19 protein-coding genes and 1 pseudogene are annotated in these 25,217 nt (G+C 69.3%); 6 read left to right on the top strand and 14 right to left on the bottom strand.

What is annotated here, in order from left to right; all coding sequences use genetic code 11:
* Positions 1–39: 39 nt before the first annotated feature.
* From AB0J12_RS22220 to AB0J12_RS22185, 8 genes are all read right to left on the bottom strand, one after another.
* A complete protein-coding gene (locus tag AB0J12_RS22220) occupies positions 40–1,878 on the bottom strand; it encodes a glycoside hydrolase family 15 protein (protein ID WP_363266063.1) in 1,839 nt (612 codons plus the stop codon).
* A 98-nt stretch (positions 1,879–1,976) separates the two neighbouring features.
* Positions 1,977–3,632, bottom strand: coding sequence for a thiamine pyrophosphate-dependent enzyme (locus AB0J12_RS22215; protein ID WP_363266062.1), 1,656 nt, complete (start codon positions 3,630–3,632; stop codon positions 1,977–1,979).
* A 19-nt stretch (positions 3,633–3,651) separates the two neighbouring features.
* Positions 3,652–4,443: an MBL fold metallo-hydrolase gene (locus AB0J12_RS22210; RefSeq protein WP_363266061.1), complete on the bottom strand. Its 792-nt coding sequence runs from the start codon at positions 4,441–4,443 to the stop codon at positions 3,652–3,654.
* A gap of 55 nt (positions 4,444–4,498) precedes the next feature.
* Positions 4,499–5,494 (bottom strand): sugar phosphate isomerase/epimerase family protein, encoded by a 996-nt coding sequence (locus AB0J12_RS22205; protein WP_363266060.1) that lies wholly within the window; start codon positions 5,492–5,494, stop codon positions 4,499–4,501.
* Positions 5,495–5,496: 2 nt separating this feature from the next.
* Entirely contained in the window at positions 5,497–6,411 is a 915-nt protein-coding gene (gene iolE, locus AB0J12_RS22200; RefSeq protein ID WP_363266059.1) for a myo-inosose-2 dehydratase, read from the bottom strand.
* A complete protein-coding gene (locus AB0J12_RS22195; RefSeq protein ID WP_363266058.1) occupies positions 6,408–6,932 on the bottom strand; it encodes a hypothetical protein in 525 nt (174 codons plus the stop codon). Before AB0J12_RS22195 ends, iolE begins: the two co-directional genes overlap by 4 nt.
* Complete coding sequence (locus AB0J12_RS22190; protein ID WP_363266057.1) at positions 6,929–8,041, bottom strand: ferritin-like protein; 1,113 nt, start codon at positions 8,039–8,041, stop codon at positions 6,929–6,931. Before AB0J12_RS22190 ends, AB0J12_RS22195 begins: the two co-directional genes overlap by 4 nt.
* Positions 8,038–9,966, bottom strand: a complete 1,929-nt coding sequence (locus AB0J12_RS22185; protein WP_363266056.1) for a GMC family oxidoreductase — start codon at positions 9,964–9,966, stop codon at positions 8,038–8,040. The genes AB0J12_RS22190 and AB0J12_RS22185 overlap by 4 nt, the downstream gene beginning before the upstream one ends.
* Before the next feature lie 1,268 nt (positions 9,967–11,234).
* Here AB0J12_RS22185 and AB0J12_RS22180 point away from each other — a divergent pair.
* Positions 11,235–14,609 (top strand): ATP-binding protein, encoded by a 3,375-nt coding sequence (locus AB0J12_RS22180; RefSeq protein ID WP_363266055.1) that lies wholly within the window; start codon positions 11,235–11,237, stop codon positions 14,607–14,609.
* 4 nt (positions 14,610–14,613) lie between these two features.
* On the opposite strand, the gene AB0J12_RS22175 is transcribed toward AB0J12_RS22180, so the two are convergent.
* Entirely contained in the window at positions 14,614–15,399 is a 786-nt protein-coding gene (locus AB0J12_RS22175) for an alpha/beta hydrolase (protein ID WP_363266054.1), read from the bottom strand.
* 387 nt (positions 15,400–15,786) lie between these two features.
* On the opposite strand from AB0J12_RS22175, the gene dhaK reads away from it, so the two are divergent.
* From dhaK to AB0J12_RS22160, 3 genes are read left to right on the top strand one after another with little or no spacing between them, the layout of a single operon-like run.
* The gene (gene dhaK, locus AB0J12_RS22170) at positions 15,787–16,779 is read left to right on the top strand and encodes a dihydroxyacetone kinase subunit DhaK (protein WP_363266053.1); all 993 of its coding nucleotides are present in this window, start codon (positions 15,787–15,789) and stop codon (positions 16,777–16,779) included.
* A gap of 60 nt (positions 16,780–16,839) precedes the next feature.
* Positions 16,840–17,439 (top strand): dihydroxyacetone kinase subunit DhaL, encoded by a 600-nt coding sequence (dhaL, locus tag AB0J12_RS22165; protein ID WP_363266052.1) that lies wholly within the window; start codon positions 16,840–16,842, stop codon positions 17,437–17,439.
* Complete coding sequence (locus tag AB0J12_RS22160; protein ID WP_363266051.1) at positions 17,432–17,842, top strand: PTS fructose transporter subunit IIA; 411 nt, start codon at positions 17,432–17,434, stop codon at positions 17,840–17,842. Before dhaL ends, AB0J12_RS22160 begins: the two co-directional genes overlap by 8 nt.
* Positions 17,843–17,997: 155 nt before the next feature.
* On the opposite strand, the gene AB0J12_RS22155 is transcribed toward AB0J12_RS22160, so the two are convergent.
* Positions 17,998–18,795 (bottom strand): glycoside hydrolase family 75 protein, encoded by a 798-nt coding sequence (locus AB0J12_RS22155; RefSeq protein WP_363266151.1) that lies wholly within the window; start codon positions 18,793–18,795, stop codon positions 17,998–18,000.
* 414 nt (positions 18,796–19,209) lie between these two features.
* On the opposite strand from AB0J12_RS22155, the gene AB0J12_RS22150 reads away from it, so the two are divergent.
* Positions 19,210–20,181, top strand: coding sequence for a fibronectin type III domain-containing protein (locus tag AB0J12_RS22150; RefSeq protein ID WP_363266049.1), 972 nt, complete (start codon positions 19,210–19,212; stop codon positions 20,179–20,181).
* Between the two features lie 172 nt (positions 20,182–20,353).
* Positions 20,354–20,902 (top strand): hypothetical protein, encoded by a 549-nt coding sequence (locus AB0J12_RS22145; protein WP_363266047.1) that lies wholly within the window; start codon positions 20,354–20,356, stop codon positions 20,900–20,902.
* A gap of 85 nt (positions 20,903–20,987) precedes the next feature.
* On the opposite strand, the pseudogene AB0J12_RS22140 reads toward AB0J12_RS22145, so the two are convergent.
* From AB0J12_RS22140 to AB0J12_RS22125, 4 genes and pseudogenes are all read right to left on the bottom strand, one after another.
* Positions 20,988–21,509 (bottom strand): annotated as a pseudogene (locus AB0J12_RS22140) (PadR family transcriptional regulator); the annotation flags it as partial.
* A gap of 28 nt (positions 21,510–21,537) precedes the next feature.
* Positions 21,538–23,553, bottom strand: coding sequence for an NADPH-dependent 2,4-dienoyl-CoA reductase (locus AB0J12_RS22135; protein ID WP_363266046.1), 2,016 nt, complete (start codon positions 23,551–23,553; stop codon positions 21,538–21,540).
* An 87-nt stretch (positions 23,554–23,640) separates the two neighbouring features.
* Positions 23,641–24,018 (bottom strand): hypothetical protein, encoded by a 378-nt coding sequence (locus tag AB0J12_RS22130; RefSeq protein WP_363266150.1) that lies wholly within the window; start codon positions 24,016–24,018, stop codon positions 23,641–23,643.
* Between the two features lie 144 nt (positions 24,019–24,162).
* Positions 24,163–25,035, bottom strand: a complete 873-nt coding sequence (locus AB0J12_RS22125) for a hypothetical protein (RefSeq protein WP_363266045.1) — start codon at positions 25,033–25,035, stop codon at positions 24,163–24,165.
* Between the last annotated feature and the right edge of the window lie 182 nt (positions 25,036–25,217).

The raw sequence follows: 25,217 nt of genomic DNA, 5'->3' as shown, positions 1-25,217 counted from the left end.
CGGGCGGTCACCGCCGTCGGACGGGTGGAACCACCCGGGCTATCGTCCGTCGAGCGCCTTGTCGAGGGTGAGGGTCGCGTCGATGAGGGCGAGATGCGTGAACGCCTGTGGGAAATTGCCCAGTTGACGGCCCGTCGGGTCGATCTCCTCCGAGTACAGGCCCAGATGGTTGGCGTATCCCATCATCTTCTCGAACACCAGCCGTGCCTTGTCCGTCCGTCCCGCACGGGCGAGGGCGTCGACGTACATGAACGTGCACAGCGAGAAGGTGCCCTCAGCGCCGCGCAGGCCGTCGGGCGAGGCCTCAGGGTTGTAGCGGTAGACGAGGCTGTCGCTGACCAGTTCCCGCTCGATGGCGTCCAGGGTCGATGCCCATCTCGGATCCTCGGGGCTGACGAACCCGACCGTCGCCATGCGCAGCAGCGAGGAGTCCAGTACGTCACTGCCGTAGTGCTGCACGAAGGCCTGCCGCTCTTCGCTCCACCCCTTGGCCATGACCTGTTCGTAGACGGCGTCCCGCTCGGTCTGCCATCGCCCGGCCGCCGACGGCCAGCCCTTCGACTCGGCCAGGCGCAGAGCCCGGTCGAACGCCACCCACGACATGACCCGGCCGTAGGTGAAGGCCTGGGGCCCGCTGCGGGTCTCCCAGATCCCCTCCTCATTCTGGTCCCAGTGGTCGGCCAGCCAGTCCAGGTTCTCCCGCATCGAGGTCCATCCCTCGTACCCGACCTGGAATCCGTGCTGGTGCGCGAAGTACATGCTGTCCAGCGCCTCGCCGTAGATGTCCAGCTGCAGCTGCGTCGCGGCGCCGTTGCCGATCCGTACCGGCCTGGAGCCCGCATAGCCCTCCCAGTGGCCGAGGATCTGCTCGTCCAGGTCGGACGAGCCGTCGACCCTGTACATGATGTTGAGCGGGCCGGTTGTCCCGCCGCTGCCGGCCCGCTCCTTGACCCGGTCGGTCAGCCAGGCGATGAAGGCCCGGGCCTCCTCCGTGAAGCCCAAACCCAGCAGGGCGTACACGGAGAAGGAGGCGTCGCGGATCCAGGTGAAGCGGTAGTCCCAGTTGCGCTCGCCGCCCAGTTGCTCCGGCAGAGCCGTCGTCGGGGCGGCCACCACGGCGCCGCTGGGGGCGAAGGTCATCAGCTTCAGCGTGATCGCGGAACGCTCCACCATCTCGCGCCAGCGTCCGGTGTAGCGCGACTGCGCCAGCCAGGAACGCCAGAACGCAGCGGTCTCGTCGAAGAGCTGTTCGTATGCGTCCAGGCGGACCTCGGCGGGTGGCCCCCCGGCGCCCATCTCCAGAACCAGCCCGCGCTGCTGACCGGCCTGCAGCGTCAGCGACAGGTGCAGGTCGGCACCCTGGTCCGTGAGAACGTCGATGAGCCGCTCGTCCTCCGGTTCACGGATGGGGTGCACGGTGAGTTCCGTGCCGTCCTCCGCGGCGAAGACCGCTCCGTGCTCGGTGATGTGCAACTCGTGCTTGCTGCGCCCGTAGTCGAACCGCGGGGCGATCTCCACCTGGAACGTCATGCTGCCGCGCACACAGCGGACCAGACGCACCAGCCGGTGGCGGGAGGTGACCGTCGTCCCGGTCACGGGCATGAAGTCGACCACCTCACCGGCGCCCGCCTCGGTCATGAACCGGGTCACCAGGACCGCCGTGTCGGGCAGGTACAACTGCTTGGTCGCATCGGTCCGGTGCGCCGGCCGGACCGTGCAGTGCCCGCCCTTCTCCTTGTCCAGGAGCGCCCCGAAGACACTCGGCGAGTCGAACCGCGGGGAGCAGAACCAGTCGACCGCGCCCTCGGTGGTCACCAGCGCCGCGGTCTGCAGATCGCCGACGAGACCGTGGTTCTCGATCAGTGGGTAGCCGTCCATCGGGGCGCCCCTTTCGGTGCTTTCGGTGTGTGAGATTCGCCCGGACGCCCGGGACAACACTCAACTGACCGGAATTGTTCTTTCCTTGTTCGTGCCTGTTAATCGGTCTTCCAGTTCGCATTGTCCGGGATCGTTTTGTCAGGCACACGTACCTGGATGAGGGACGGGCCGCCCGAGTTCTCCAGTGCACCCGTCACGGCGTCCCTCAGCTCTTGGTACGTGCCGACTTCCCACCCCCGGCAACCGAAGACCTCCGCCAGCATGCTGTAATTCCACCGGTGCAGCTCGCACGGCTTGTAGAACGGCTCGTCGGAGTGGAAAACCCCGGCATCGGCGAGCCACTGCTCCACGGCGTAGACGCCGTTGTCGATGACGAAGATGACCGGATCGAGCCCGAACCGGGTCTGTGTGGCGAGGCATTGGGCGGTCATCTGGAAGCCGCCGTCGCCCGAGAAGACCAATACCTTCTGGCCGGGATCCTTCGCCAGGCAGATACCCGTCGCAGCCGCCCCGCTGTAACCTATCGCCGAGTAGGACGACTGAACGATGAACCCGCCCGGGCTCGGGACATCGAGGAGCAGGCTCCCGAAGTAGTTCATGCTCGCATCGGCGCTGACGACGGTGTCCCTGTCGATGTACTGCTGGATGTAGTTGTAGAACCCCTGGTACGTGATGGCATCGGCCTCGCCCACGGTCGGCACGCTGTGCGCCGGCATTTCCGGCAGTTTCCGCTCCTTGGGCGCGATCTTCTCCGCCAGGATGCCGTCCACCAGGTGCTCCAACGCGACCTGCCCGCCGAAGTACGTTCCGAACTTGACCGCGTCGAACGACGCGAATGCGGTCTTGTCGTAGTCCGGGTCCCAGCCCAGCGAGTTGATGTCGGTCAGCCACACGCCGAGGGCCAGTATGAAGTCGGCCGAGTCGGCCAGGTCCGTCACGGCCGTCGAGGATGCCTGGCCGTCGAGCACCCCGACGAACAGCTCGTCGTCCTCGGAAAGGACGGCCTTGCTGAGGAGTTCCGTGACGAACGGGACGTTCAGTTGCTGGATCAGGCTCATGGCCTTGTCCTGGAGCCCGAGCCGGTCGATCTCCACACCGAGCCAGATGAGCGGTTTCTCGGCGCTTTCGAGCCGTGCGCAGATCCGTGCGACCGACTGTTCCAGGCTGGTCGGATCCGACAGGCTGCGGGCTCGCTGGAGAACACCCCTCGGCGGCTCGCACTCCAGGTCGACCATGTCCTGGAGCAACTCGATGTAGATCGGGCGCCGTTCACTGATGCACCGGGTGAGCGCATAATCGATCAGCGTGGGCGCGAGGTCCGGATTGTCGATCCGTATGGCGGCGACGGTCAGGTGCTCGAAGGACTGAAGGTCCGTCTCGCGTCCGCTGATGAAGTGGTGCGCGCTGAAGCCGGTCTGCTCGAAGGTGATGGTCTTCTTGACGCTCGGCGTGCCGTTGATCAGCACGAGCGGCACCTTCTCGACATAGGCGCCGGCGACAGCGTTCACGGCACACAGTGCGCCTGCGGAATAGGTGACGCAGAGGGCGCCGATTCCCTTCAGCCTCGCGTATCCGTCCGCCGCGTAACCGGCGTTCACCTCATTGACTTCCTCGACGATCTGGATGCCGTTCGGTGTGACGTACCGGTTCAACCACTGTATCGAGTAGTCGCCCGCGATGGCGAACAGGTGCTCCAACCCGAGTTGGCGGAGCCGGTCCACCAGATACTGTCCTACAGTGCAGGTCTCGTTCATGGTCGACGCACCTCCGTGGTCAGTAGTCGCTCGCGCCGCCGAACAGCCGGGGCAGGTAGATGTCGAAGATCCCCGGGCACTTGCGTTCCGGATACCGCTGCAGCATGAAGTTCTTGAAGGCGTCGCCTGTCAGCCCGTTGCCGATTGCCTGCCGGGCGGCGGCAAGGTACTCGATGTTGCGAGCGACTTCGTTCTTGTCGGCGGGCAAGCCGTGGCCCGGCATGAACAACTCGTAGTCCGACACCAGCATTTCTTGCAGGACCCGAGTCCAGTGGTCCATGTGTGTCGTCAGGTACAGATGAGTGCCGCTGTAGATCAGGTCCTGGGCGAAGTACACACCTGTCTCGGGAAGCCTGATGGTGAGGGTGTAATCGATCTCGGTATCGGTCACCCGGTCGAAGACATATCTGACCCCGTCGATCGTCTCTTCACCGGGACTGGCGACCTGCTTGGGAACGACTATGCGGTCCGGGGCGAGGTCACCGAGTTTTCCGTGGTCGCTTATGGAGTCTTCCCCGTGCTCGCGGACGAAGGTCATGGTTTCGGACAGCGCGTAGACCGGGATGTCGGTGAACGCGGTCCCGAGACCGAACCAGTGGTCGGGGTGCCGATGAGAGAGGTACAGCCTTTCGATCGGCTTGCCCAGGCTGTCCGCGTAGTCCCTGAACGCTCTCGCATAGGGGGCGAGAAACTGCCCGTCGACGAGAACCAGCTGGTTCCTGCTTTCGATGATGTGCGTGGCGTTCGCTATGTTGCCGTACGCGAAGGACGCGACGAAGGTGTGCACACGGACATCGCCCGTCTGCTTCACGACCATGATGATGGGATCCGACGGCTGAGCCGGCATGTCGAGGCCTCTCTCGGGGTTATGTGGTCTGCTCGCGCAGTTCCTCCAGCGCAGCCCTCGCGACGTCGTAGGCGCTGTCCCTGCCGGGCACCGGGTCGTCCTCGCCGGGGCGCCAGAAGCGCCGGCGCGCCATGCGCATGGAGCTGTCGAACGGCGGGATCGCGTTGAACACTTCGACCAGGTACGGGCCGCGATACACCGGCTCGATCTCTTTGGAGATGATGTGCCACGGGATCCAGCTGTCCTTCACCGCGCCCCGGTCGGGTGCGGATATGTGGACGTAGTAGAGCCGGTCCTGCCGTGTCGCTCGCGCGACGTTCTCCTTCAGGACCGAAGGGCCCTGACTCTCCATCACGACCTGGGCGGTGTCGATCGTTACGCCGCCCTGCGGGTGTTCGAGGCCTTCGAGGAAGTCCAGTACCTCCGAGACCATGTTGGGTGGCGGCGTCTCCCAGCTCTTGACGGGCTCGACGGCGAGCCTCACCTCTCGCGCCGCGGAGTACTCCAGCAACTCCTCGAAGACGGAACGCGCCGCGTCGTAGCGCGGCTTCATCCAGTCCTGCAGGGCGTCGCTCCAGATCGGCTCATCGGTGTCCGTGACCGGAAAGACCCCGTAGGGGTAGATGAACGGCCCGGACATGATCGAGTCGCCGCCCAGGACCTGCGTGATGTCGACGCGCGACTTGAGGTAGGACAGGGCCTGCGCGCGCTGCTCCTCGTAGGGCGACGTGGGGTCGAAGGTCCGCGTGGTCCCGACGTTGGTGGTGAACTTCACCTCCCCCAGCCCTGCCTGGTCGAACGCCTTCTTGAGGCCGATGTAGCGGTCGACCTCGAGTTTGTGGTCGACGGTCGTGGGCTGGGCGGCGATATGCACGTCGAAGCCGTCGTAGCCCATCTCGGTCAGGGCGTTCAGGTGATCGATCAGGGTCCGGGTGTACCGTGCGTCCTGTGGCCGCAGATCGGCCGTGAACATGAAGAAGCTGAAGAATACGTCTCGTCCGAGCGTCGCGTTCATCGTCACCAGCCCAAGACGTCGGCGAGGTAGGCGCGGGCCTTTTTGGCGTATTCGAGCGGGACGGCCTTGTTCGGGTCCTGCTCCGCCTCCACGACCAGCCACCCCTGGTAATGGGCGTCGGCCAGTGCTTCGAGGATGGGCCGGAAGTCGATCGCGCCGTCTCCGGGCACGGTGAAGACGCCGAGTTCGATGCCGTCCTGGAACGACAGGCCTTCCTCACGCACCCGCTTCACGACCTCGGGCCGGATGCTCTTCAAGTGGACGTGGCCGATGCGGGCGGCGTGGGCCCGGGCCAGTTCCAGCGGATCGTCGCCGGCGAAGGCCATGTGGCCGGTGTCGAGCAGCAGATGGACCAGGTCCGGGTCGGTCGACTCCATCAGCCGGTCGACGTCGGCCCGGGTCATGACGCCCGTGCCCATGTGGTGGTGATAGCTGAGCTTCATCCCCGCCGAGCCGGCGATCTCTCCGAGCTCGTTCAGGCCCGACGTCAAGGCGTCCCACTGGGCGTCGGTGAAGACCGGGCGGTTGGCGAACACGTCCACGGGGAGCAGGTGCGACGAGGCCCCGAACTCGGCCACGACCAGCTCGGTCCCGCCCAGCGCCCTGACGTGGGCCAGCGTCTCCTTGAAAGCGGCCATCGTCTTCTGCCGCATATTGCCGATTGTGAAGTACGTGCTCGTCCAGGGCTCGGAGATCCGCAGGCCGCGCAGATCGAGGGCGGCCTTGAGCTCGGCCGCGTCCGCGGGGTACTTGTGCCCGATACTGCAGCCCTGGAAGCCGGCCAGAGCCATCTCGCTCACGGCCTCGCCGAAGGAGATACCGGCGTCGATGGTGGGGAAGTCGTCGTTCCACCACAAGGTGCAGCAGACGCCGAGCTTCACCTTGTCCGGGCTGAGGCGTTCGGCCAAGGCCGTCATCTTGTCGCCCCTTTCAGGTAGCGTTGCGCGATGCGGGGTGGCCGAGCCCAGGAGCCGTATCCGGGCGCCTTGGCACCTGGAGGATTGGCCGCGATGGCCCGCCACAGCAGCCCCTCCTGGTAGGAGGCGGCGGTAACGGTGGAGGTTCCTGACGCCGTATCGACCCCGTAGCGGTCCATCCACTCGGGCGGCAGGGCGTACCACATCCCGGCGTACCAGAGCTTGATCACGTTGCGGGCCACCGGTCCGAGCCGGTCGTCGCTGAAGATCCGGTGGCGCAGGGCCCGGTCGAACAGGTCGCGGTCCAGCGGGCCTTGGGTATGGCTTCCGGCCTCGGCGGCTGCCTCGGCCCGGGCTGCCCGGTGGGCGTCCAGGAGGGCGGTGACGACCTCGTCGCCGCAGGCGTCCCGCACTTTCGCCAGATATTTGTGGGCCATGCCGGTGCCGAGCAGATCGGTCTCCGCGAAGGCGGTGAGGTCGACCGACAGCAAGAGGAACCTCTCGAACGACGGGGCGGTCATGGTGTCACCGCCTGGGCTGTCTCACCGGCGCCCGGTGAGGCCTGGGGATCCGACCCGACCGCGTCCGGGATCTCGAAGGTGGGGGCGGCGTGCAGGCCGTCACCGCCCGGCAGGGGGTTGCAGATCAGCCGGTTGAATCCGTCGCGCAGGCGGAACATCTCGCAGACGGCCTCCTGCAAGAGGTACGGCTGCCCGTTGAACGCCTTGGTGAGCAGGGCGAGGAAGGCTCCGTAGTCGGCGTTGAAGTCCCGGGCGACCTGTGCGAGTTCCGATCCCGCCGGGTAATCGGCCAGCCGGGCACTGACCTTCACCTTGTACACGGCGTCCCAGCAGATGCTCAGCTCGGGCCCCGAAGGTGCGCCGGGGTGGTCGCCCACCTGGTAGTAGCGCCCGAGCTGGAGCTGCCGGAACCGGTAGTAGTGGGCCAGTTCGCCGTCGGCGTCGTACATGCCCGAGTCGAGACCCTCGCCCTGGGCGGCGATGAAACGCAGCGCCCGCTGGGCCGAGTCCAGGTCGGTGACGACGATCACCTCCCCGCCGCCGGAGTAGAAGTACTCGGCCCCCATCTGCCGGGCCGGATCCCCACGGAACAGCGTGGGGTCGCCGGCCGCCACCTTTTCGAGCCCCTCGATGATCTCCTCGTAGAACTCGCCGATGCTGTAGAAACGCATCCCCTCGGCCGTAGGGCTGGAGACCAGGAGCGGAGTCGCGTCGTCCGATGTCTGCAGCAGCCGTGCGTCGGCACTGGGTGCCTTGCCCGGACGCTCGATCTTGCAGAACGTCTCCACCGCCTCGGGGGAAAAGGGCCGCAGGTCGACGGTGAAGTCGGTCTCCCCGTCCGGCAGGTACGCCGGATAGGACGGCACGAAGCCGGGGCGGGTCAGGTCGGGCTCCCCGCCGATGGCGTTCAGGACGTTGGCGACGAGGGTCAGGTGCAGCATCTCCTCCACCGCGGCCACCCGGATGATGTGGGCGGCGTCGGAGTTGGTGGTGGAGCGTATGGAGTAGTAGGCGGTCAGGTACGGGGGGATGGTCGCGTGCTCGAGCGCCATCGCCGCGTTCAGGTAGCGGATCAGGTCGTCTCGGTTCTCGATGGTCGACGCGGTCACCGGGCCACCTCCGCTGAGGTCGGCGCCGCGTGGCGCCGGTTGAAGGAAACGTTGATCGGTGCGGCGTCGGAGTCGAGCTGGGCCAGCATGGCCCGGGCGCTGCGCAGGCACAGGGCGGCGACGGTGAGCGTCACGTTCGACGTGCCCACGGTGGGCATGCTTCCCCCGCCGACCATGTAGAGGTTCTCGTGGTCCCAGCACCGCTGATCCGCGTCGACCACCGAGGCCGACGGGTCGTGGCCCATCACATGGGTGCCGGCGAGATGGTTGCCCCCGCGGATCTCGTACCCCTCGCCGTCATGGACGGCGTAGCCCCAGAAGTTCGGGTTGTACGCGGTATGGTCCTCGGCTCCCAGGCGGGCGAAGATCCGTCTCGACAGCTGCCGGGCGTACGCCACTCCCCGCATCGTGTACTCGGGGACGTCGTAAGTGAGGACGGGCCGCATGTTCCCCAGCTGGTCGGTGAAGTCCGGGCTCACGGTGACCCGGTTGCTCGGGTTGGCGGGGACCTCGACCATGAACGCCAGCTGAAGCTGGCGGGACACCCGGTCCACCAGGCCCTGGCGGAGGGACTCGCCGTAGCGGCCGGCGGCGTCCACCAGGTCGATCAGATCGGTCATCGGCGCGCCCCGGGCCCAGCCCCAGCCGTCGTTGTGGATGTCGACGGTGAACGCCGCCTGACGGCTGCGGAAGCGGCCCCCGCGCAAGTCGGTGATGCCGCCCGTGCAGTTCGTGCCACGGAAGGTGCCGGCCACCTGCGGCAGCAGGCCCCACGCCAGCAGGTAGGCATGGTCCATGAAGTTCCGCCCCATCAGGTCGCTCGAACTGCGCAGGCCGGAGGCCAGCATCAGCCGGGGGTTCTCCACCGCGTTGGTCGCCAGGACGAACAGCCGGCCGCGGGCTCTCATCGTGGTGAAGCCGGGGCTGTCGGGCCGGTCGTAGCGGCGGTACTCGATCTCGGTCACCCGGCCCGTTTGCTCGTCGATGTGCACCTTGTGGGCCACCGCCTGGGCCACCAGGTCGACCCGGCCGCTCTGGAGGGCGACGGCGAGGGTCTTGCCGGCGTTGTACTTGGCCTGCACCGGGCAGATGGGCACGCAGTTGTTGTTGCCCTGGCACCGCTCGCCGACCTCGACCTGGTACGCGCTCACGGCACCTTGGGGCACATAGCCCTTACCGCCGTCGTAGGCCGGGTTCGGTATCCCGTTGCGGCCCTGGGGGAACGGCCGGACCCGCAGCCGTAGCTGCTCCCCGTCGAGTTCGACCGGCATCCCGTCGACGTCCTTGGCGACCATCTGGTCCAGGTAGGACAGGGGCAGCCCCTTCATGGGGAAGACGTAGCCCTCGTCGAAGGTGATCCCGAGGTAGGCCTGGTCCTCCACGTCGGCGGAGACGCCGATCTCTCGTTCGGCCTCGCTGTAGTACGGGGCGAGGTCCTCGTAGGTGAGCGGCCAGTCCGCCCCCTCGCCGTAGAGCGTCCGCATCCGGAAGTCCTCGGGCAGCATCCGCAGGGTCTTGCCCTCCCAGTGCATGGTGGTGCCGCCGAGGACCCGCGTGTAGGTGGTGTCGGTGGCGAAGGGCCCGCTCTGGACGATGTAGGACGAGGCGTCGGGCGCACCCGGCGTGATGCGCCGCGCGTCGGTGCCGCGGGGCATCGGGGCGTTGGCGATGGCCGGGTAGGGGGCCTGGTTGTCCTTGCCTATGGCCGAGTAGAACCGGTCGAGGTAGCGCTCGTAGCCCCTCAGGGTGAGGTCTTCGGCCGGGCCGGCTTCGAGTATCAGCACTCTCTTGCCCGCGTCGCTGAGCCGGGAGGCGATCAGGGCGCCGGAAATACCGCCGCCGACGACGACGGCGTCGTAGACGACCTCGGCCGCAGCCATGGGGTCGGTGCGCTGCGCCGCTCCCTCGGGGAACTTTGCGTACATGAGGCAGTCACTCCTCCTCTGCCAGGCGCGGCCGGGACCGGCGTGGCGGCCTGGATTCGGGCAGCGATCATGCGACCGGGCTACGAGTCACGGGAAACCTCGCCCGGTGACTGAGGGTCGCTGTGGACGGAGCCGTCGCTCGCGATGTTCCGGAACATGAAGGCATGCGTGATCGCCACGAACGACGGCACATCGACCGCTCCCGGGGCGAGGGAGGTCCGGAAGCTCGCCCGCGCTCGGCAAGCGTGCGCCGCCCTGTCGGTGCGAGCGCGCCTGTCCGGCGTGGTGGGCTCGGGCATGGGTGAACTCCGTTGGCTTTCGAATGGAACCATCGGATCCGCTCGCGGTCGGCGCCCTGATCACGCGGAAGGAAAGGGTGGGGGCCGAGTGCGTCCATGGGCTGTCGCCATGGATATGTGGGATTCCGGCGCGAGCAAGCCGGACGGCCGGCGCTGGAGAGCGCGGATTGTTCAAAGGGAAATCGAGTCAAACTGCGAGTCGGTATCGCCGCCGGTGACGCCTGGCGCGCGGACCAACCCCGCTCGAACAACGATACGCGGGGATCGTCAAGATCGCCGAACGAGCAGCGGGTCGACTCGGCCGAGTCGGTACGGCCTGCCCGTCGCCGCATCCTGACCGCCGCGGGGGTGCGGCAGATCTCGCGTTGTTGCGACGTGAATATTCGTCAGGAGGCCCAGCCCCGACGGTAATTCACCAGGAAGGTGCCTCAAGCCCTGTGCCTGGGCGAGATCTCCGCCTATGTGCCCAGGCCAGGCGGGAGGCCGCCGCCGCGCGACCGGCGGCCGTGTTGCGGTCTCCCCTGCCAGTGCTTTGATGGAAATGAGGGCATACGTGCGAGCGGATATCGCGAGGCAGATGCTCTCGTCGCGGGGGCGGCGATATCGCGCTGCAGCAGCGTTGATCACGGAACGTGCAGGTGACCGTACGACGTCCCGCCAATTAGTGCGCAGCGCGGAGGGAACCTCATGCCCACCAAGGTCATCCGCCACCCGGAAGGCAAGGAGCGGCCGCACAGCGCCCCCTGGTACACGTTGTATCCGAGGCGGTGGTGGTCCCGGTTCTCAGGGGCAGTGGGCAGAAGATGGCGTAGGTTCAGGACTGAAAGGGAGGCGCACAGGAGTATCGTCCCCAATCGCAACTGGCGCCCGTCGAGGTTTTCCCTCGGCCCTCTGTTGCGCGCGTACGCCTTCGTCGGGACCGTGCTGCTTTTCGCTTGGGTGGGACTGACCCTTTACGATTTCTACGCCTTGCACGAGAACAAGAATTCAGCGCTCCATAAAGTGCTCGACTCCCTGTGGTTCGACGCCGTGAACCACATCTTGGGACCTGTTCTGGCAGGCTCCCTGCTCCTGTCGTTCTTCCTTCTGTATTGGTATCACACGACCAAGAAGCCGCTCGTCGAAAAGGCACGCACGCGCCCGCATGATCTGGTCCCCACGGCCGGAACCCTCGTCAACCGGATCGTCGGGCGCCGCCAGCTGTCCCAGGTGATGGCCCAGACACTCCGCAACCGGAAGACCCGAAAGCCCTATCTGCTGGTCGGCGGCGTGGGCGTCGGCAAGACGGCCGTTCTGGTCGAGCTCACCCGGATGCTGGCACAGCAGTCCGCCGTTCCCGTGCCGATAAGTCTGCGCGACACGAAGGGCGACGGTGAACTCGACTTCGAGGAAATGGCACGGCGCCGCTTCGCGGAAGAAGCGGACCAAGGAGTGCTCGCCGGCAGCAACATCGACAAGACGTGGCGGCAGCTCCGACTCGACGACAAGGCCGTCGTCATCGCCGACGGCCTGGAAGAGGCCCTCCTCGACGACAAGTACCAGGAGGACCGCGACAACATCATCCGGCGGGCGATAGACCGGGCGGATCGCCAGAAGCTGCCCTTGGTCATCGCCTCGCGCCCGCACGCGCCGCTGGAGGGTACCCGGGCGGCGATCGCCAACCTGGAGCCGTTGAGCGAGGAAGCGGCCCTGGAATATCTGATCCGGGAACCCGGTGAGCTGGACGAGCGCCGCCTCGACTGGGTGGTGGAGACCGCCCAGGTCACGGATTCGCCGATCTACCTCCGGATCGCCCGTCTGCTGCAGCAGCGCGGCTTGGTGGAGCACCTGACTCTCCGTGAGGAAGGCGGTCGCCTGGACACCCGCAGCAACGACTGCTCCACTCTCAGGCTCGGGCTTTTGAACACCTACCGTCAGGCCATCGAAGACGGCCGCATATTCGACAGGCTGGTGATGGACCGCACGGAACGCCGGGAGACCATGTGGGTCGTGTCGGCACTGGCCTGCCTCGGTCTGCTGCAGGACAGCATCGAGGTGACGTTCGACGACTTCGTCAGCGCTCACGTGGACGACCTTCGCAAGCAGTCTCGGGGCGATCACGAGGAATCACCGGGCAGTGCCCACCAGTACGGAGCCCGTCTTGTCGTTTCCCCGGCACAACGCGACGCGATATGGGGTGTACTGGCTCGAAAGATCAGCAAGTCGACGCCCTGGCTCAACACGCTGGACTACCCGGCCGAGTGCCGTACCGAGTTGGCGAGATACACCGCCAACGGACAGCTCCTCGGACTGGTGTACGGCTGCCAGAACAGGGTTCGGTTCCCGCACAGCATCCTGCAGGCGTATCTGGGTTATCGCCTCCTGAGGGAGCTGGAAGACGACGAGATCGACGCGGTCGTCGAACCCGCATTGCACAGCCCGGGTCCGTCCCGGGAACTGCTCATCGCTCTGGTGCTGCTCTCACGTCACCAGGCGGATCCCGTCACGCGGACGTCCACCGTGCCGCAGAGAACTCGTCGCGCCCGGAGCGGTCGTGGAACGCCGCCGAGCCTGGCCGAGCTGCTCAGCAGGGCCGCGGCGGACCGGCATGACGCAAAGTACTTCGATCTGTACGCTGCAGCCCTGGAAATAGACTGTGTCGATCCGGTTCCGATACAGGACGAGCTGGCCAAGGACCTCGACGCTCAATGGGCGGACCTCGACATCAGAGGCGATCAGCGGACCATCGAGGATGCGAAGCTGAGGCTGGTGCGGCGCTTCGGAGCTGCTCTGCGTGAACGGGACCGCCGCAGAAAGGGAAGTCATCCGCTCGCGGGCCAGGAGCCATTGCAACCACCTCTTCCCTACAAGCACCTCTTCCAGATCGGCACGCAGGAGCCCTCGTATCCCGTCCGGATCGCGATCGCACATCAGATAGCGGCCGGCGGCGATGCGGCCTTCCAGGACCTGCGCACGGAATTCCCCCTCGGAACCGATCCCATATCCCAGTACCTGAGAAAGATCCGTGAAGCCAAGCAGCGGCTCGACCGCAGCTACACCGCTTGGCTCGAGGAAGAGAACGCGCATCCTGCCGCCGACCCCGAGGCGGCGGAGAAGAGCCGGCGGAAACATGACTGCATCGTGCAGGAGTACGAGCAGAGCCGCACCACATGGTGGCGCCACTTTTCCCTCCGGGCCTGGCTCGTTCCCATGATCGTCGGGTCCGTCTCCGAGAAGTACCGCGACGAGGCCAAGGAACGGCTGAGTCTCTGGCTGCGCAACCTGACCACCACGACCGGCCGGCAGGGCCCGCCCATGCCGCTCTCTTTGGAGAACGCTCTGGCCCAGGGCTTCAAGAACGCGGCGAACCGCAGGAGACGGCATCCGGACGCCTACGAAGAGACCCGGGCCTACCTGGTGAAGCAGGCGGAACAGATGCTCACTTGCAGCCGCTACTGGTACGCCCAGCTGAGTCTGCTCCATGCGCTGTGCCTGTGGGAGCTTCCCGACACCGTCGGACGTACCACCAACTCCGGCGCGGTGAAGGGGCATCGCAACCATCCCGCACCACGTGCGACCGGCCTCACGGCGGACGGCGACGCGGCATCCAGCAGCCCCATGGAACCCATGAGGTCGGTCACCCGGTGGCTCACCATGGCGGGCAGCGCACACGAGACCCCGGCCGCCCACAACGGCGCCCCCCACGAACGCCATGCGGAAAAGGTCCTCCACCCGTTCGTCGCCGAAGCCGGCGACCTGGTGACCCTGGCCCTGGAGACCGGACACCCCGAGCGGTTCATCTGGATCGACGAGCACGAGGCCACGAACAACGTCGGTTCCACCCCTGCTGATCCGGAGCGCTACCGCAAGCACAATCTGTGGATCGCCCCGTCCGTCGGCTGGAGCGTCCTGCACCCACGGGCGCAACGCCTTCTCGCCGACGTACTGGTCATGCTCAACCTCACCCAGGGCACCGGGAGCCCGGACGACATCGAGGAACGCCTGAAGCTCTCGGACCGGGACGACCTCCCGCACTGCCTCACCCACGACCGTACTCGGCTCCACCCCGAATGCAGTGTCGGCAGGGCTGACAGGGACGAATCCCGCACCACCTGCCTGTCGCCCTGCGAGTTCCGTCTGTGCCCCTATCCCCCGCAGGCCGGACGGGCGCAGACGGAGATGGCGGAACTGTTCTGCCGGCAGCAACAGGCGCTCCTGCACAGCCGCTTCCGCTGGCACCTGCCGGCCGTCAGCCGGCACACGGCGCCATGGGTGAGCATCCCCGTCAGGGAGTTGGATGCCTACTGGGAGGATATGGCCAACCGGAACCGCAAGACCACCGACGACGACGAACACCTCCTGTGAGCGTTCAGGGAAGGTGCGTCAGGAGCAGCTCCGCCAGGCGTCCGGGTGTACGGAGCGGCAGGTAGTGGTCGGCGTCCGGGATGGTCTCGCCGCGGGCGCCCGGGATGTCGCTGACAAGCCGTGCGGCGATCACCGGGATCTCCGGATGGTCGCGGTCGCCGTGGACGACCAGCGTCGGCGCGGCGATCTCTCCGAGGTGCGGTTCGGCGTCGCGGCCCGCGGACACGACGCAGTGCTGTTCGCTCACCACTCGTCGCTCGGCGTTCGAGGTGACCATCGCCTCGATGAGCTCTCCTCCAGGGGCCGTGCGGCCCATGGCTGCCCAGATCGTCAGTTCCAGTGCGGCCAGGGCGGCCGTCCTGCGCTCGCGCCGGGCCGCGGCATAGGCGGACAGCTCCGGGCTTCGCGGCCAGGCATGGCCGCTGACCGAGGCACCGATCAGGGCCAGTGCGGTGACGCGCTCCGGATGGGTGAGAGTGAAGTCCAGCGCGGTCTCCCCGCCCATGCTCAAGCCGGCCAACGCGGCTCGACGGAGACCGAAGTGGTCAAGGACGGCCCGCAGATCCTCGACATCGCTGAACGGCTTGTCCGGTGGTGTGGAGCGTCCCAGCCCGCGGGCGTCGTAACGGATCACGTCGTGGTGGCGGGCCAGCCCGGGAACGATCGCGTCCCACAGGCGGGAGTCCATTCCGGCACCGTGCAGCAGCACCACCGGGCTGCCGGTGCCGCTGCGTTCGCACCAGAGCCGGCCACCGCCGGGAGCGGGAATGCTGACTGCCCGGGGAAGCACGACAGCGGGCTCCCCCGGCGAGTTCGGTCTCACGCTGCGATCATTTCAGAGCGCTCGACCGGGAACCTCGGCATTGTAGATTTTCTGCATCGGACCGCCCGGACGCAGAGACGGTCACGGTCCGAGAGCACAAGAGGTCAGGCGTTGCACGTGACCTTCACGCGCACAAGGTCGATACTGCGGACATCAGGACATGCAGCACGATGCGCACCGCCGAAGGGAGGCGTTGACGGCCTGTCACCAAAGGCAGCAGGGAGTCAGCAACCGTGCCGCCGAGACCCGACCGGGGCCGCCGTGGACCGCCGAGATCAATAACTGGCCATCGCCCACCTGACCCGGAAAAATGTAGGTCAGGGGCCCACCCGCTAGTCCCTCAAGGAGGCACCCATGAGGATGCTGATCAACGTCCCCGAGACCGTCGTCGCCGATGCGCTGCGGGGGATCGCGGCCGCCCATCCGGAGCTGACCGTCGATGTCGAGAACCGGGTGATCGTACGGCGGGATGCCCCCGTGCCGGGCAAGGTCGCCCTGATCTCCGGTGGCGGCTCGGGGCACGAGCCGCTGCACGGCGGATTCGTCGGCCCCGGCATGCTGTCGGCGGCCTGTCCGGGTGAGGTGTTCACCTCGCCGGTTCCCGACCAGATGCTGCGCGCCGCAGCGGCCGTGGACAGCGGCGCCGGGGTGCTGTTCATCGTCAAGAACTACACCGGCGACGTCCTCAACTTCGACATGGCGGCCGAAATGGCCGAGGACGAGGGCATCCAGGTCGCGAAGGTGCTGGTCAACGACGACGTGGCGGTCACCGACAGCCTCTACACGGCCGGGCGCCGCGGCACCGGCGCGACGCTGTTCGTGGAGAAGATCGCCGGCGCCGCCGCCGACGAGGAGCAGCCGCTGGAGCGCGTGGAGGCGATCGCACGGCAGGTCAACGAGAACTCCCGCAGTTTCGGCGTGGCCCTGAGCGCCGTGACGACCCCCGCCAAGGGCAGCCCCACCTTCGACCTTCCGCCGGGCGAACTCGAGTTGGGCATCGGCATCCACGGCGAGCCGGGGCGGGAGCGGCGGGCGATGATGACCTCCGGGGAGATCGCGGACTTCGCGGTCAACGCCATCCTCGAGGACATGAGCCCGCGCAACCCCCTCCTCGTCCTGGTCAACGGCATGGGCGCGACGCCGCTGCTGGAGCTGTACGGCTTCAACGCCGAGGTGCAGCGGGTGCTCGCCGCGCGGGGCGTCGCCGTGGCCCGCACCCTGGTCGGCAACTACGTGACCTCGCTCGACATGGCGGGCGCCTCGGTGAGCCTGTGCCAGGTCGACGAGGAACTGCTGCGGCTGTGGGACGCGCCGGTGAGCACGCCGGGACTGCGCTGGGGCATGTGACACGGTGATCAGCAGGTGAGCGAGACCCCTGGCCACACCCCTACCACGCAAGGAGATCACGTGCTCGACGCCGACTTCTTCCGCCGCTGGCTGACGGCGGCCGCCGCGTCCGTGAACCGCGAGGCCGAACATCTCACCGCACTCGACTCGGCCATCGGGGACGCCGACCACGGCACCAACATGCAGCGCGGCCTCACCGCCGTGACCGCCGCGCTGCAGGAGGAGTCGCCCGACACACCCGGTGCGGTGCTCATGCTGGCGGCGAAGCAGCTGATCTCGAAGGTCGGCGGCGCGTCGGGCCCGCTGTACGGCACCCTGCTGCGCCGTACCGGCAAGACGCTCGGTGACGCCACCGAGGTCAGCGAGGAGCAGTTCGCGCAGGCGCTGCGCGCCGGGGTGGACGCCGTCATGGCGCTGGGCGGTGCGGCGCCCGGCGACAAGACCATGATCGACGCCCTGGTCCCGGCGCTCGACGCGCTCGGTGACGGCTTCGCCGCGGCACGGGCCGCCGCCGAGCAGGGCGCGGAGGCCACCACGCCGTTGCAGGCCCGCAAGGGCCGGGCCAGCTATCTCGGCGAACGCAGCATCGGACACCAGGATCCGGGGGCGACCTCGGCGGCCCTGCTGATCGCGGCCCTCGCGGAGGCGCACGGTGAGTGACGACAAGCTGGTCGGGATCGTCCTCGTGTCCCACAGCGCCGACGTGGCGGAGTCGGTGACCAAGCTGGCGAAGTCGCTGTCGGGGGGTGGCGCGGCGGTGCCGGTCGCCCCGGCCGGCGGCACCGAGGGCGGTGGGCTGGGGACCAGCGCCGAGCTGATCGCCGCCGCGGCCGCCTCCGTGGACCGCGGCGCCGGGGTCGCCCTCCTCACCGACCTCGGCAGCGCCGTGCTGACCGTGAAGGCGCTCCTCGCGGAGGGCGACGAACTCCCCGAGGGTTCCCGCCTGGTGGACGCGCCGTTCGTCGAGGGCGCGGTCGCCGCGGTCGTCACGGCGGCGACGGGCGCCGACCTGGACGCGGTGGAGGCGGCGGCGAAGGAGGCGTACGACTACCGGAAGGTGTGAGCCCCGGGGGCGGTCACGGCTCGGCGGTCTCCTCGGTGGGACGGCTGAGCAGGGCCTGCCCGCCCCCGACGCGGGCATACGCGGGCTCCGAGTCGCCGGGGTCCGCTCTCGGCCCGCGGCCGCCAAGCGGGCTCCCGGGAGCCTCGGCACGCCCCTCAGCCGGCCCCGCGTCCACCCCGGACGAACTGCCGCGCCAGCCGCTCCCCCACGGCCGTCACGGCTGCGCGGTCCTCGATGGGTTTGACCTCGGAGTCCTTGAACACGATGTAGGTGACCCCGGAGGGTGCGCCGCCGCCGTGCGGGTCGGCGCGGATGCCCAGCGCCCGCGCGGTGGCGTAGGAGGCCTCGCCGATGATGTCGCTCGGGCCGATGTCACCGACGACGGCGTACTGGACGCGGCCCCGGTGGACGACGGCGGCGACCGAGCCGCCGCGCACCCCGTCCCTGCGGTGGTCCCAGCGGGCGCTCGGCGCGGGTACGACGATGTAGGGCAGCGTCTCGGCGCTCGGGTAGCGCCCGTCGGCCTGGGCGAAGGCGGTGGCTTCGGCGAAGAGGGGGTCGGTGTCGCCGTTGCAGCGCGGGGTGGGCCGCCCGTCGCAGTCGATGTCCAGGTCCGCGGTCCAGATCACGGCGTCGCGGGTGCCGCACACGGGGACGGTGGGAGGCGTGTCGTCGTCGGTGCGGTAGCGGCCGCGGGAGACAGGCGCGCACGAGCGGGCCCGGGCGAGCAGCTCGGCGGCGCGTACGGCGCCCGGCGGCCGCATGGACACGGGGGCGTGGGGACCCGCGGCGGGCGGCCGCGGTGCGGCGGCGGACGGCAGCGGTGCGGGGGCGGACGGCAGCGGTGCGGCGGCGGACGGCAGCGCCGGCGGCCGCGGTGCAGCGGCGGACGGCAGCGCCGGGGCCAGCAGGACGAGCCCGGCCGCGGCCAGCGTCATCGACGGGACACGCACCATGGAGGGACCCTCTCGTGGGAGACGGTGACGGTCACTCAGCCAATCTGGGGCGGGTGCCGGACGGCGGCCACCGGACGCGGCCGTACGGTGCACGGCCTCTGACGGTCCGCCAGGCGCCGGGAGACCGGGCCTGCGTCGGCTCCGGCCTCCCGGCCGCCCCCGTCCGGCGCGGGAAAGCGACGACAGCGATCCGCGCCCGCGGCATGAACTCCCGAGCCTTCGAGGAGAGTTCGGCCGCGCGGAGGCCCAGCATATGCAACGGCCGCGAGGACGCCGGCGCCTGGCCGTGCGGCTACCGCATACGCCGGGGGTGCACCGCACCCTTGATGAGTACGCGTCACCGATGCCATGGTGAGCGTATTGGTCCGGACCTTTGCTGTCCTGCTCTGCGGCCGACACGGGAGGCACGTCGTGCGACGTGTGGTGCTATACACGGTGATCCTGCTGCTGGTCACCTCCTGCGGGTGGGCGGGCACGGACGACGGCGAGAGCGGGGCGCTGCCGGGGGCGCCGGCCGCCGTCACGGCGACCGCGGGCAGCGCGACCAGCGTGCATGTCATGTGGAACGCCGTCGTCGCGGCCGACGGCGTCCGCGTCTACGAGGTGTACCGCGACCGCGCCAAGGTGGCGGACGTGCCGGCCGGGGAGCACATGGTGGACGTCGTCCGTCTGCGGCCGGCCACGACGTACGTCTTCTCGGTACGCGCCCGCGACCGCGCCGGCCGGCTCGGGCCGCCCAGCCGGGAGGTCGCGGCGACGACCCCGGCCGCCGCGGCGGCGGACCGCTCGGCGCCGGCCCGGCCGGGCCGGCTGACCGGCCGGAGCGCCGGGAGCACGGCGGTCCAGCTGTCCTGGACGGCCGCCCGCGACGACCGGATGGTGGTGTCGTACGACGTCTACCAGGGCGGTGTGAAGATCCACAGCGTGGGCGGGGCGCAGACGGCGACGGTCGTGACCGGGCTGCGGCCGGGTACCCGGTACGCCTTCACCGTGCGGGCGCGGGACGCGGCCGACAACCTCTCCCCCGCCGCCGGCCCGCTCCGGCTCACCACGGCCCCCGGCACGGACGACGGCCGGGACACCGCGCCCGCCGCCTTCCGCGTGGCGAGCCATCAGGCGGGCGGCGCGTACTACCTGGACCTGTCCTGGGTTCCGCCGCGGACGGACGGGACGGTCGGCGAGTACCAGCTGCAGCTCGACGGGCGGACGGCGACCTCCCTGGTGTGGGGCGCCGACGCGCCGCGGGAGAGGGCGGACTACAGCTTCTACGCCGGCGCCGAGCCCGGGGTGCGCCACCGGCTGCGGCTGCGGGCCCGGCTGCCCGACGGCACCTGGGGCGGCTGGTCGGCGGAGCGGGTGGTTACGACCGGCGCCGGCCGGTGACCGGCGGGCGGACCTGGGCCGTCGGTGGGAATCCGTCACCTGACCGGGTGCCGTCCGCATGCGCGTGCGCGCCGCGGAACGTTGGCTGCCCGTTGAGGCAGCACGGGCGTTCCCGATCCTCGGCGGCGCAAGGGATGTACCGCCAACCGTGCCGCCGCCGGAGGACACCCCTATGCGCAATTCTCACTTCTTCAGACGCCACGGCCTGACCGTGGCGGCCGCCGCCGCCCTGCCGCTCGCCCTGACCGCCGCGGGACCGGCCACCGCCCGGGGCACGGGGATCTCCGTCAGCACGACCGGGTCCACCGTGTCCGTGCTGACCAGCGCCTGCACCCAGATCAACGGCAGCTGGGGCACGGCGGCGCTGCTCAACAGCAGCCAGGCGAACTTCGCCCAGGGCCGCCAGGTGGCGCTCTCGGGGACCGGCGTCAGCCAGTCCGCCGCCTGGTCCAACGTTTCTCCAGGCACCTACACGGTCATCGTGATGTGCGCGAACAACACCACCGCCGGCACCCAGTCGGTGATCGTCTCCACGCCCGTCGCGCCCACCCTCCGCCCCACGCCGTCGTCCTCGCCGTCCCGCGGGGTGATGGGCGGCCTCGGCGGCGCGGTCCGGGACTACGGCCCGGTCACGATGGGCGTGGGCGCGGCCCTGGTGGGCGGCGGTGTCATCGGGGCGGCGTGGTTCCTGCGCCGTCGCTCGAGGCCGCATCGTCTGTGACCGACGCGCCGCCGTCGGTCGTCGACGTACCGTCCGTGACCGACGTGTCGTCCGTGATCGGCTCACCGGCCTTGTCCAGGGCGTCGAACTCCGCCAGCGCGTGCGCGAGCCATCGCGTCCAGAAGGTCTCCAGATCGATCCCGGCCCGCAGCACGAGGTGGCGCAGCCGGTCCTCAGGCCCGTCCTTGCCGGGCGGGAAGTCGCGCTGCTCGATCTCCAGATACTCCGCCAACTGACGCTCGTGCAGCTGGAGATGGCGCCGCAGGTCGTCCTCCAGGCCGGCGGTGCCGACCACGGCGGCGGCGCGCAGCCGCAGCAGCATGACGTCGCGCAGCGGCCTCGGGTCCTGTGCCGCGGCCGTCCAGCGCTGAAGCTCGGCGCGGCCCGCGGGCAGGACCTCGTAGGCCTTCTTCTGCCCGCGGGCCGGCTGTTCGCTCGGCAGCGCGCGGATGTACCCCTCGGACTCCAGGCGTCCCAGCTCGCGGTAGATCTGCTGGTGCGTCGCGGACCAGAAGTAGCCGATCGACCTGTCGAAGCGGCGGGTCAGCTCCAGCCCGGAGGACGGCTTCTCCAGCAGGGCGGTGAGGATCGCGTGCGGCAGGGACATGGGGCCATCCTAGGGACGCGCCGCGCGCCTACAGGGCGGCGGCGACCTCCGTGCCCTGCTTGATGGCCCGCTTGGCGTCCAGTTCGGCGGCCACGTCGGCGCCCCCGATCAGGTGCGCCTTGCGGCCCGCCGCCACCAGCGCGTCGTACAGGTCCCGGCGCGGGTCCTGGCCGGTGCACAGGACGATGGTGTCGACCTCGAGGACCGTGCTCTCGCCGTCGACGGTCAGGTGCAGCCCGGCGTCGTCGATCCGGTCGTACGCCACGCCCGGGACCATGGTGACGCCGCGGTGCTTGAGCTCGGTGCGGTGGATCCAGCCGGTGGTCTTGCCGAGGCCGGCGCCGACCTTGCTGGTCTTGCGCTGGAGCAGGTGCACACTGCGCGGCGGGGCGGGCCGCTGCGGTGCGGCGAGGCCTCCGGGGGCCCGGTAGTCCAGGTCGACGCCCCAATGCCGGAAGTACGTCGCCGGGTCCTCGCTGGCCCGGTCGCCGCTGTCGGTGAGGTACTCGGCGACGTCGAAGCCGATGCCGCCCGCACCGAGGATCGCGACGCGGTCGCCGACGGGGGCGCCGCCGTGCAGCACGTCGAGGTAGCCGACGACGCGGGGGTGGTCCACGCCGGGGATGTCCGGGGTGCGCGGGGTGACACCGGTGGCGACGACGACCTCGTCGTAGTCCGCGAGGTCCTCCGCGTCCACCCAGGTGGCGAGGCGTACGTCCACGCCGCGGGCGTCGAGCTGGTGGCGGAAGTAGCGCAGGGTCTCGTCGAACTCCTGCTTGCCGGGGACCTTGCGGGCCACGTTGAGCTGGCCGCCGATCTCCTCGGCGGCGTCGAAGAGGGTGACGGTGTGGCCGCGTTCGGCGGCGGAGACGGCGCAGGCCAGGCCCGCGGGGCCGGCGCCGACGACCGCGACGCGCTTGGCCAGCCGGGTCGGGGACAGCACCAGCTCGGTCTCGTGGCAGGCGCGCGGGTTGACCAGGCAGGAGGTGATCAGCCCGCCGAAGGTGTGGTCGAGGCAGGCCTGGTTGCAGCCGATGCAGGTGTTGATGGCATCGGCGCGGTCCTCGGCGGCCTTCTTGACGAACTCCGGGTCGGCGAGCATCGGGCGGGCCATGGAGACCATGTCGGCGACGCCGTCGGCGAGCAGCTGCTCGGCCAGTTCGGGGGTGTTGATGCGGTTGGTGGTGACGAGCGGGATCGACACCTCGCCCATGAGCTTCTTGGTGACGAAGGTGTAGGCGCCGCGGGGCACGGAGGTGGCGATGGTGGGGATGCGGGCCTCGTGCCAGCCGATGCCGGTGTTGATGATCGTGGCGCCGGCCGCCTCGACGGCCTTGGCGAGGGTGATCACCTCGTCGAGGGTGGAGCCGCCGGGGACGAGGTCGAGCATGGAGAGCCGGTAGATGACGATGAAGTCCTCGCCGACGGCCTCGCGCACCCGGCGCACGATCTCGACCGGGAAGCGCATGCGGTTCTCGTAGGAGCCGCCCCAGCGGTCGGTGCGCTGGTTGGTCTGCGCGGCGATGAACTCGTTGATGAGGTAGCCCTCGGAGCCCATGATCTCGACGCCGTCGTAGCCGGCCTGCTGCGCCAGACGAGCCGTGCGGGCGTAGTCGTCGATGGTGCGCTCGATGTCGGCGTCGGTCAGCTCGCGCGGCGGGAACGGGCTGATGGGGGCCTGGACCGGGCTCGGGGCGACCAGGTCGCGGTGGTAGGCGTAGCGGCCGAAGTGCAGGATCTGCAGGGCGATCCTGCCGCCCTCGCGGTGCACGGCCTCAGTGACCTGGCGGTGCTGGTCGGCCTCGGCGTCGGTGGTCAGCTTGGCGCCGCCCTCGTACGGCCGCCCCTCGTCGTTGGGGGCGATGCCGCCGGTGACGATCAGGCCCACGCCGCCGCGGGCACGCTCGGCGTAGAAGGCCGCCATGCGTTCGAAGCCCCGCTCGGCCTCCTCCAGGCCTACGTGCATCGAGCCCATCAGGACGCGGTTGGGCAGTGTGGTGAATCCCAGGTCGAGCGGGCTCAGCAGGTGCGGGTAACGGCTCATCGGGCCCTCCGTGCGCGGTGTCTTGCGCACTGTTCTAGAGGACCCGCGAGCCTTTATGCAACTAGTTGCACAACGAGGTGGCCGGTATCACCTGTTCTCCAGCCGGACGTGCAGCTCCCGCTCCTGGTCGCCCGAGGCGTGACTCAGGTCGTTGACGGTGAACAGGTCGTCCAGCGTCTTGCGGAAGCGGTCGATCGCCCAGTAGCCGCCCTGGACGTCGGCGGTGACGGCGCCGTTCAGCCGTCCGGGGCGGACCCCGCCGGCCCCCTCGTGGGCGTCGTGGACGTCGAACGTGCCGAGCCACACCATGGGACGGACCTGCGAGAACTGCTCCGGTACGTCCTCACTGCACCGGTCGGACTCGAAGTACCCGCACAGCGCATCGAAGACGATCCGGGCGTCCTCCTTGGGGCAGTCACTGATCTCCACCGTGACCGAGTGCGGGTGCGGTTGCTCGTTGTCCATGTGCTGGTGCATGCGTTGCTCCTTCCATGACCGCGCTGCGGCAGGACGGGTCCCCGCGGTGCCGCTCCCCCACACCCAAGAAAAGCACCGGCCGCCGGTGCGGGCCACCAAAGGGCCACCGGCGGCCGGAACGGGCCCGCGGACTCAGCCGCGCACCAGGCGGTAGGTCTTGCTGTCGGTCAGCACGCAGAAGCCGGGCGAGACGACGATGACGCGCAGGGTGCCGGTGCGCCGGTCGTAGTCGACGCCCTCGGCCTCGAAGCCACCGGAGCAGGCGCTGCGCAGGGGCAGCTGGCGCAGGGCGCTGACCTGGCCGTTCACGTCGGCGGTGCCGTTCGGCGCGGCGGACAGGTCGATCTGCAGCAGCGGCTTGGTCACGCCGAACAGCGTTCCCTCGGGGTCGTCGGAGGCGCACAGCAGCCGGGTGGAGGTGACGAAGTCGCAGCCCTGGACGTCACGGACGGCGTGGTCGAGGCGGACGGTCGCGGCCTGCGGCAGGTTCGCCGAGGGCGAGGTGGCCGGGTTGACGCCGGGCGTGGGGAGGACCAGCAGCCGGGTCATCGTGCCCCACTCCCCGGTGAGCATCCACTGGCCGTCCGGGCTGATCGCCACCCAGGAGTTGTTCAGGGCCTCCCCCGGGCTCAGCGTGTGGACGTACTCCGACCAGCCGCCGCCCGGCGCCTGCACCCGGAACATCTTCGCGTCGCCCGAGTCCCGCTGGTACGGCTCGACGTAGTGGCCGTCGTAGGTGGCGTCGGGGTCGCCCACATGGTTCCAGCCCCGGCTGGAGACGCTCAGCGGGACCGTGCCGATGCCGGTGTAGCGATGGGGACTGCCGGCCGGGACCTCGATCGAGGCCAGGCCCTGGCTCTCCGTGAGCGGGTCGGCGCGGTCGGAGCCGACCTCGTTCCAGGTGTCCGCGGCCGTGGCGTGCGGGGCGCCGCACAGCACGAAGGTGAGGGCCACCAGGGCGGTCAGGACGGTGCGACAGCGTTGCCGGACGGTGCGTGGGGGCATGGGCCGACTCCTCGGTCAGGGGGTGGTCGCGCACAGTCTGGCGGGGCACGTTGGTCATGTACAGACCAACAACGTGAACGCGTTCCGTCGGCCCGGCGGCGCCGCGCCCGCGCGGGAACGCGCCGCGCCCCGCTGCGTCGGCCGGACGTTTCCGGCCGTGTTGGGGGATGGTGGAAGTGAGG

Source organism: Streptomyces sp. NPDC049915 (genome assembly GCF_040656475.1).
Taxonomy (GTDB): Bacteria; Actinomycetota; Actinomycetes; order Streptomycetales; family Streptomycetaceae; genus Streptomyces.
This window is presented reverse-complemented; position numbering and strand designations above follow the sequence as displayed.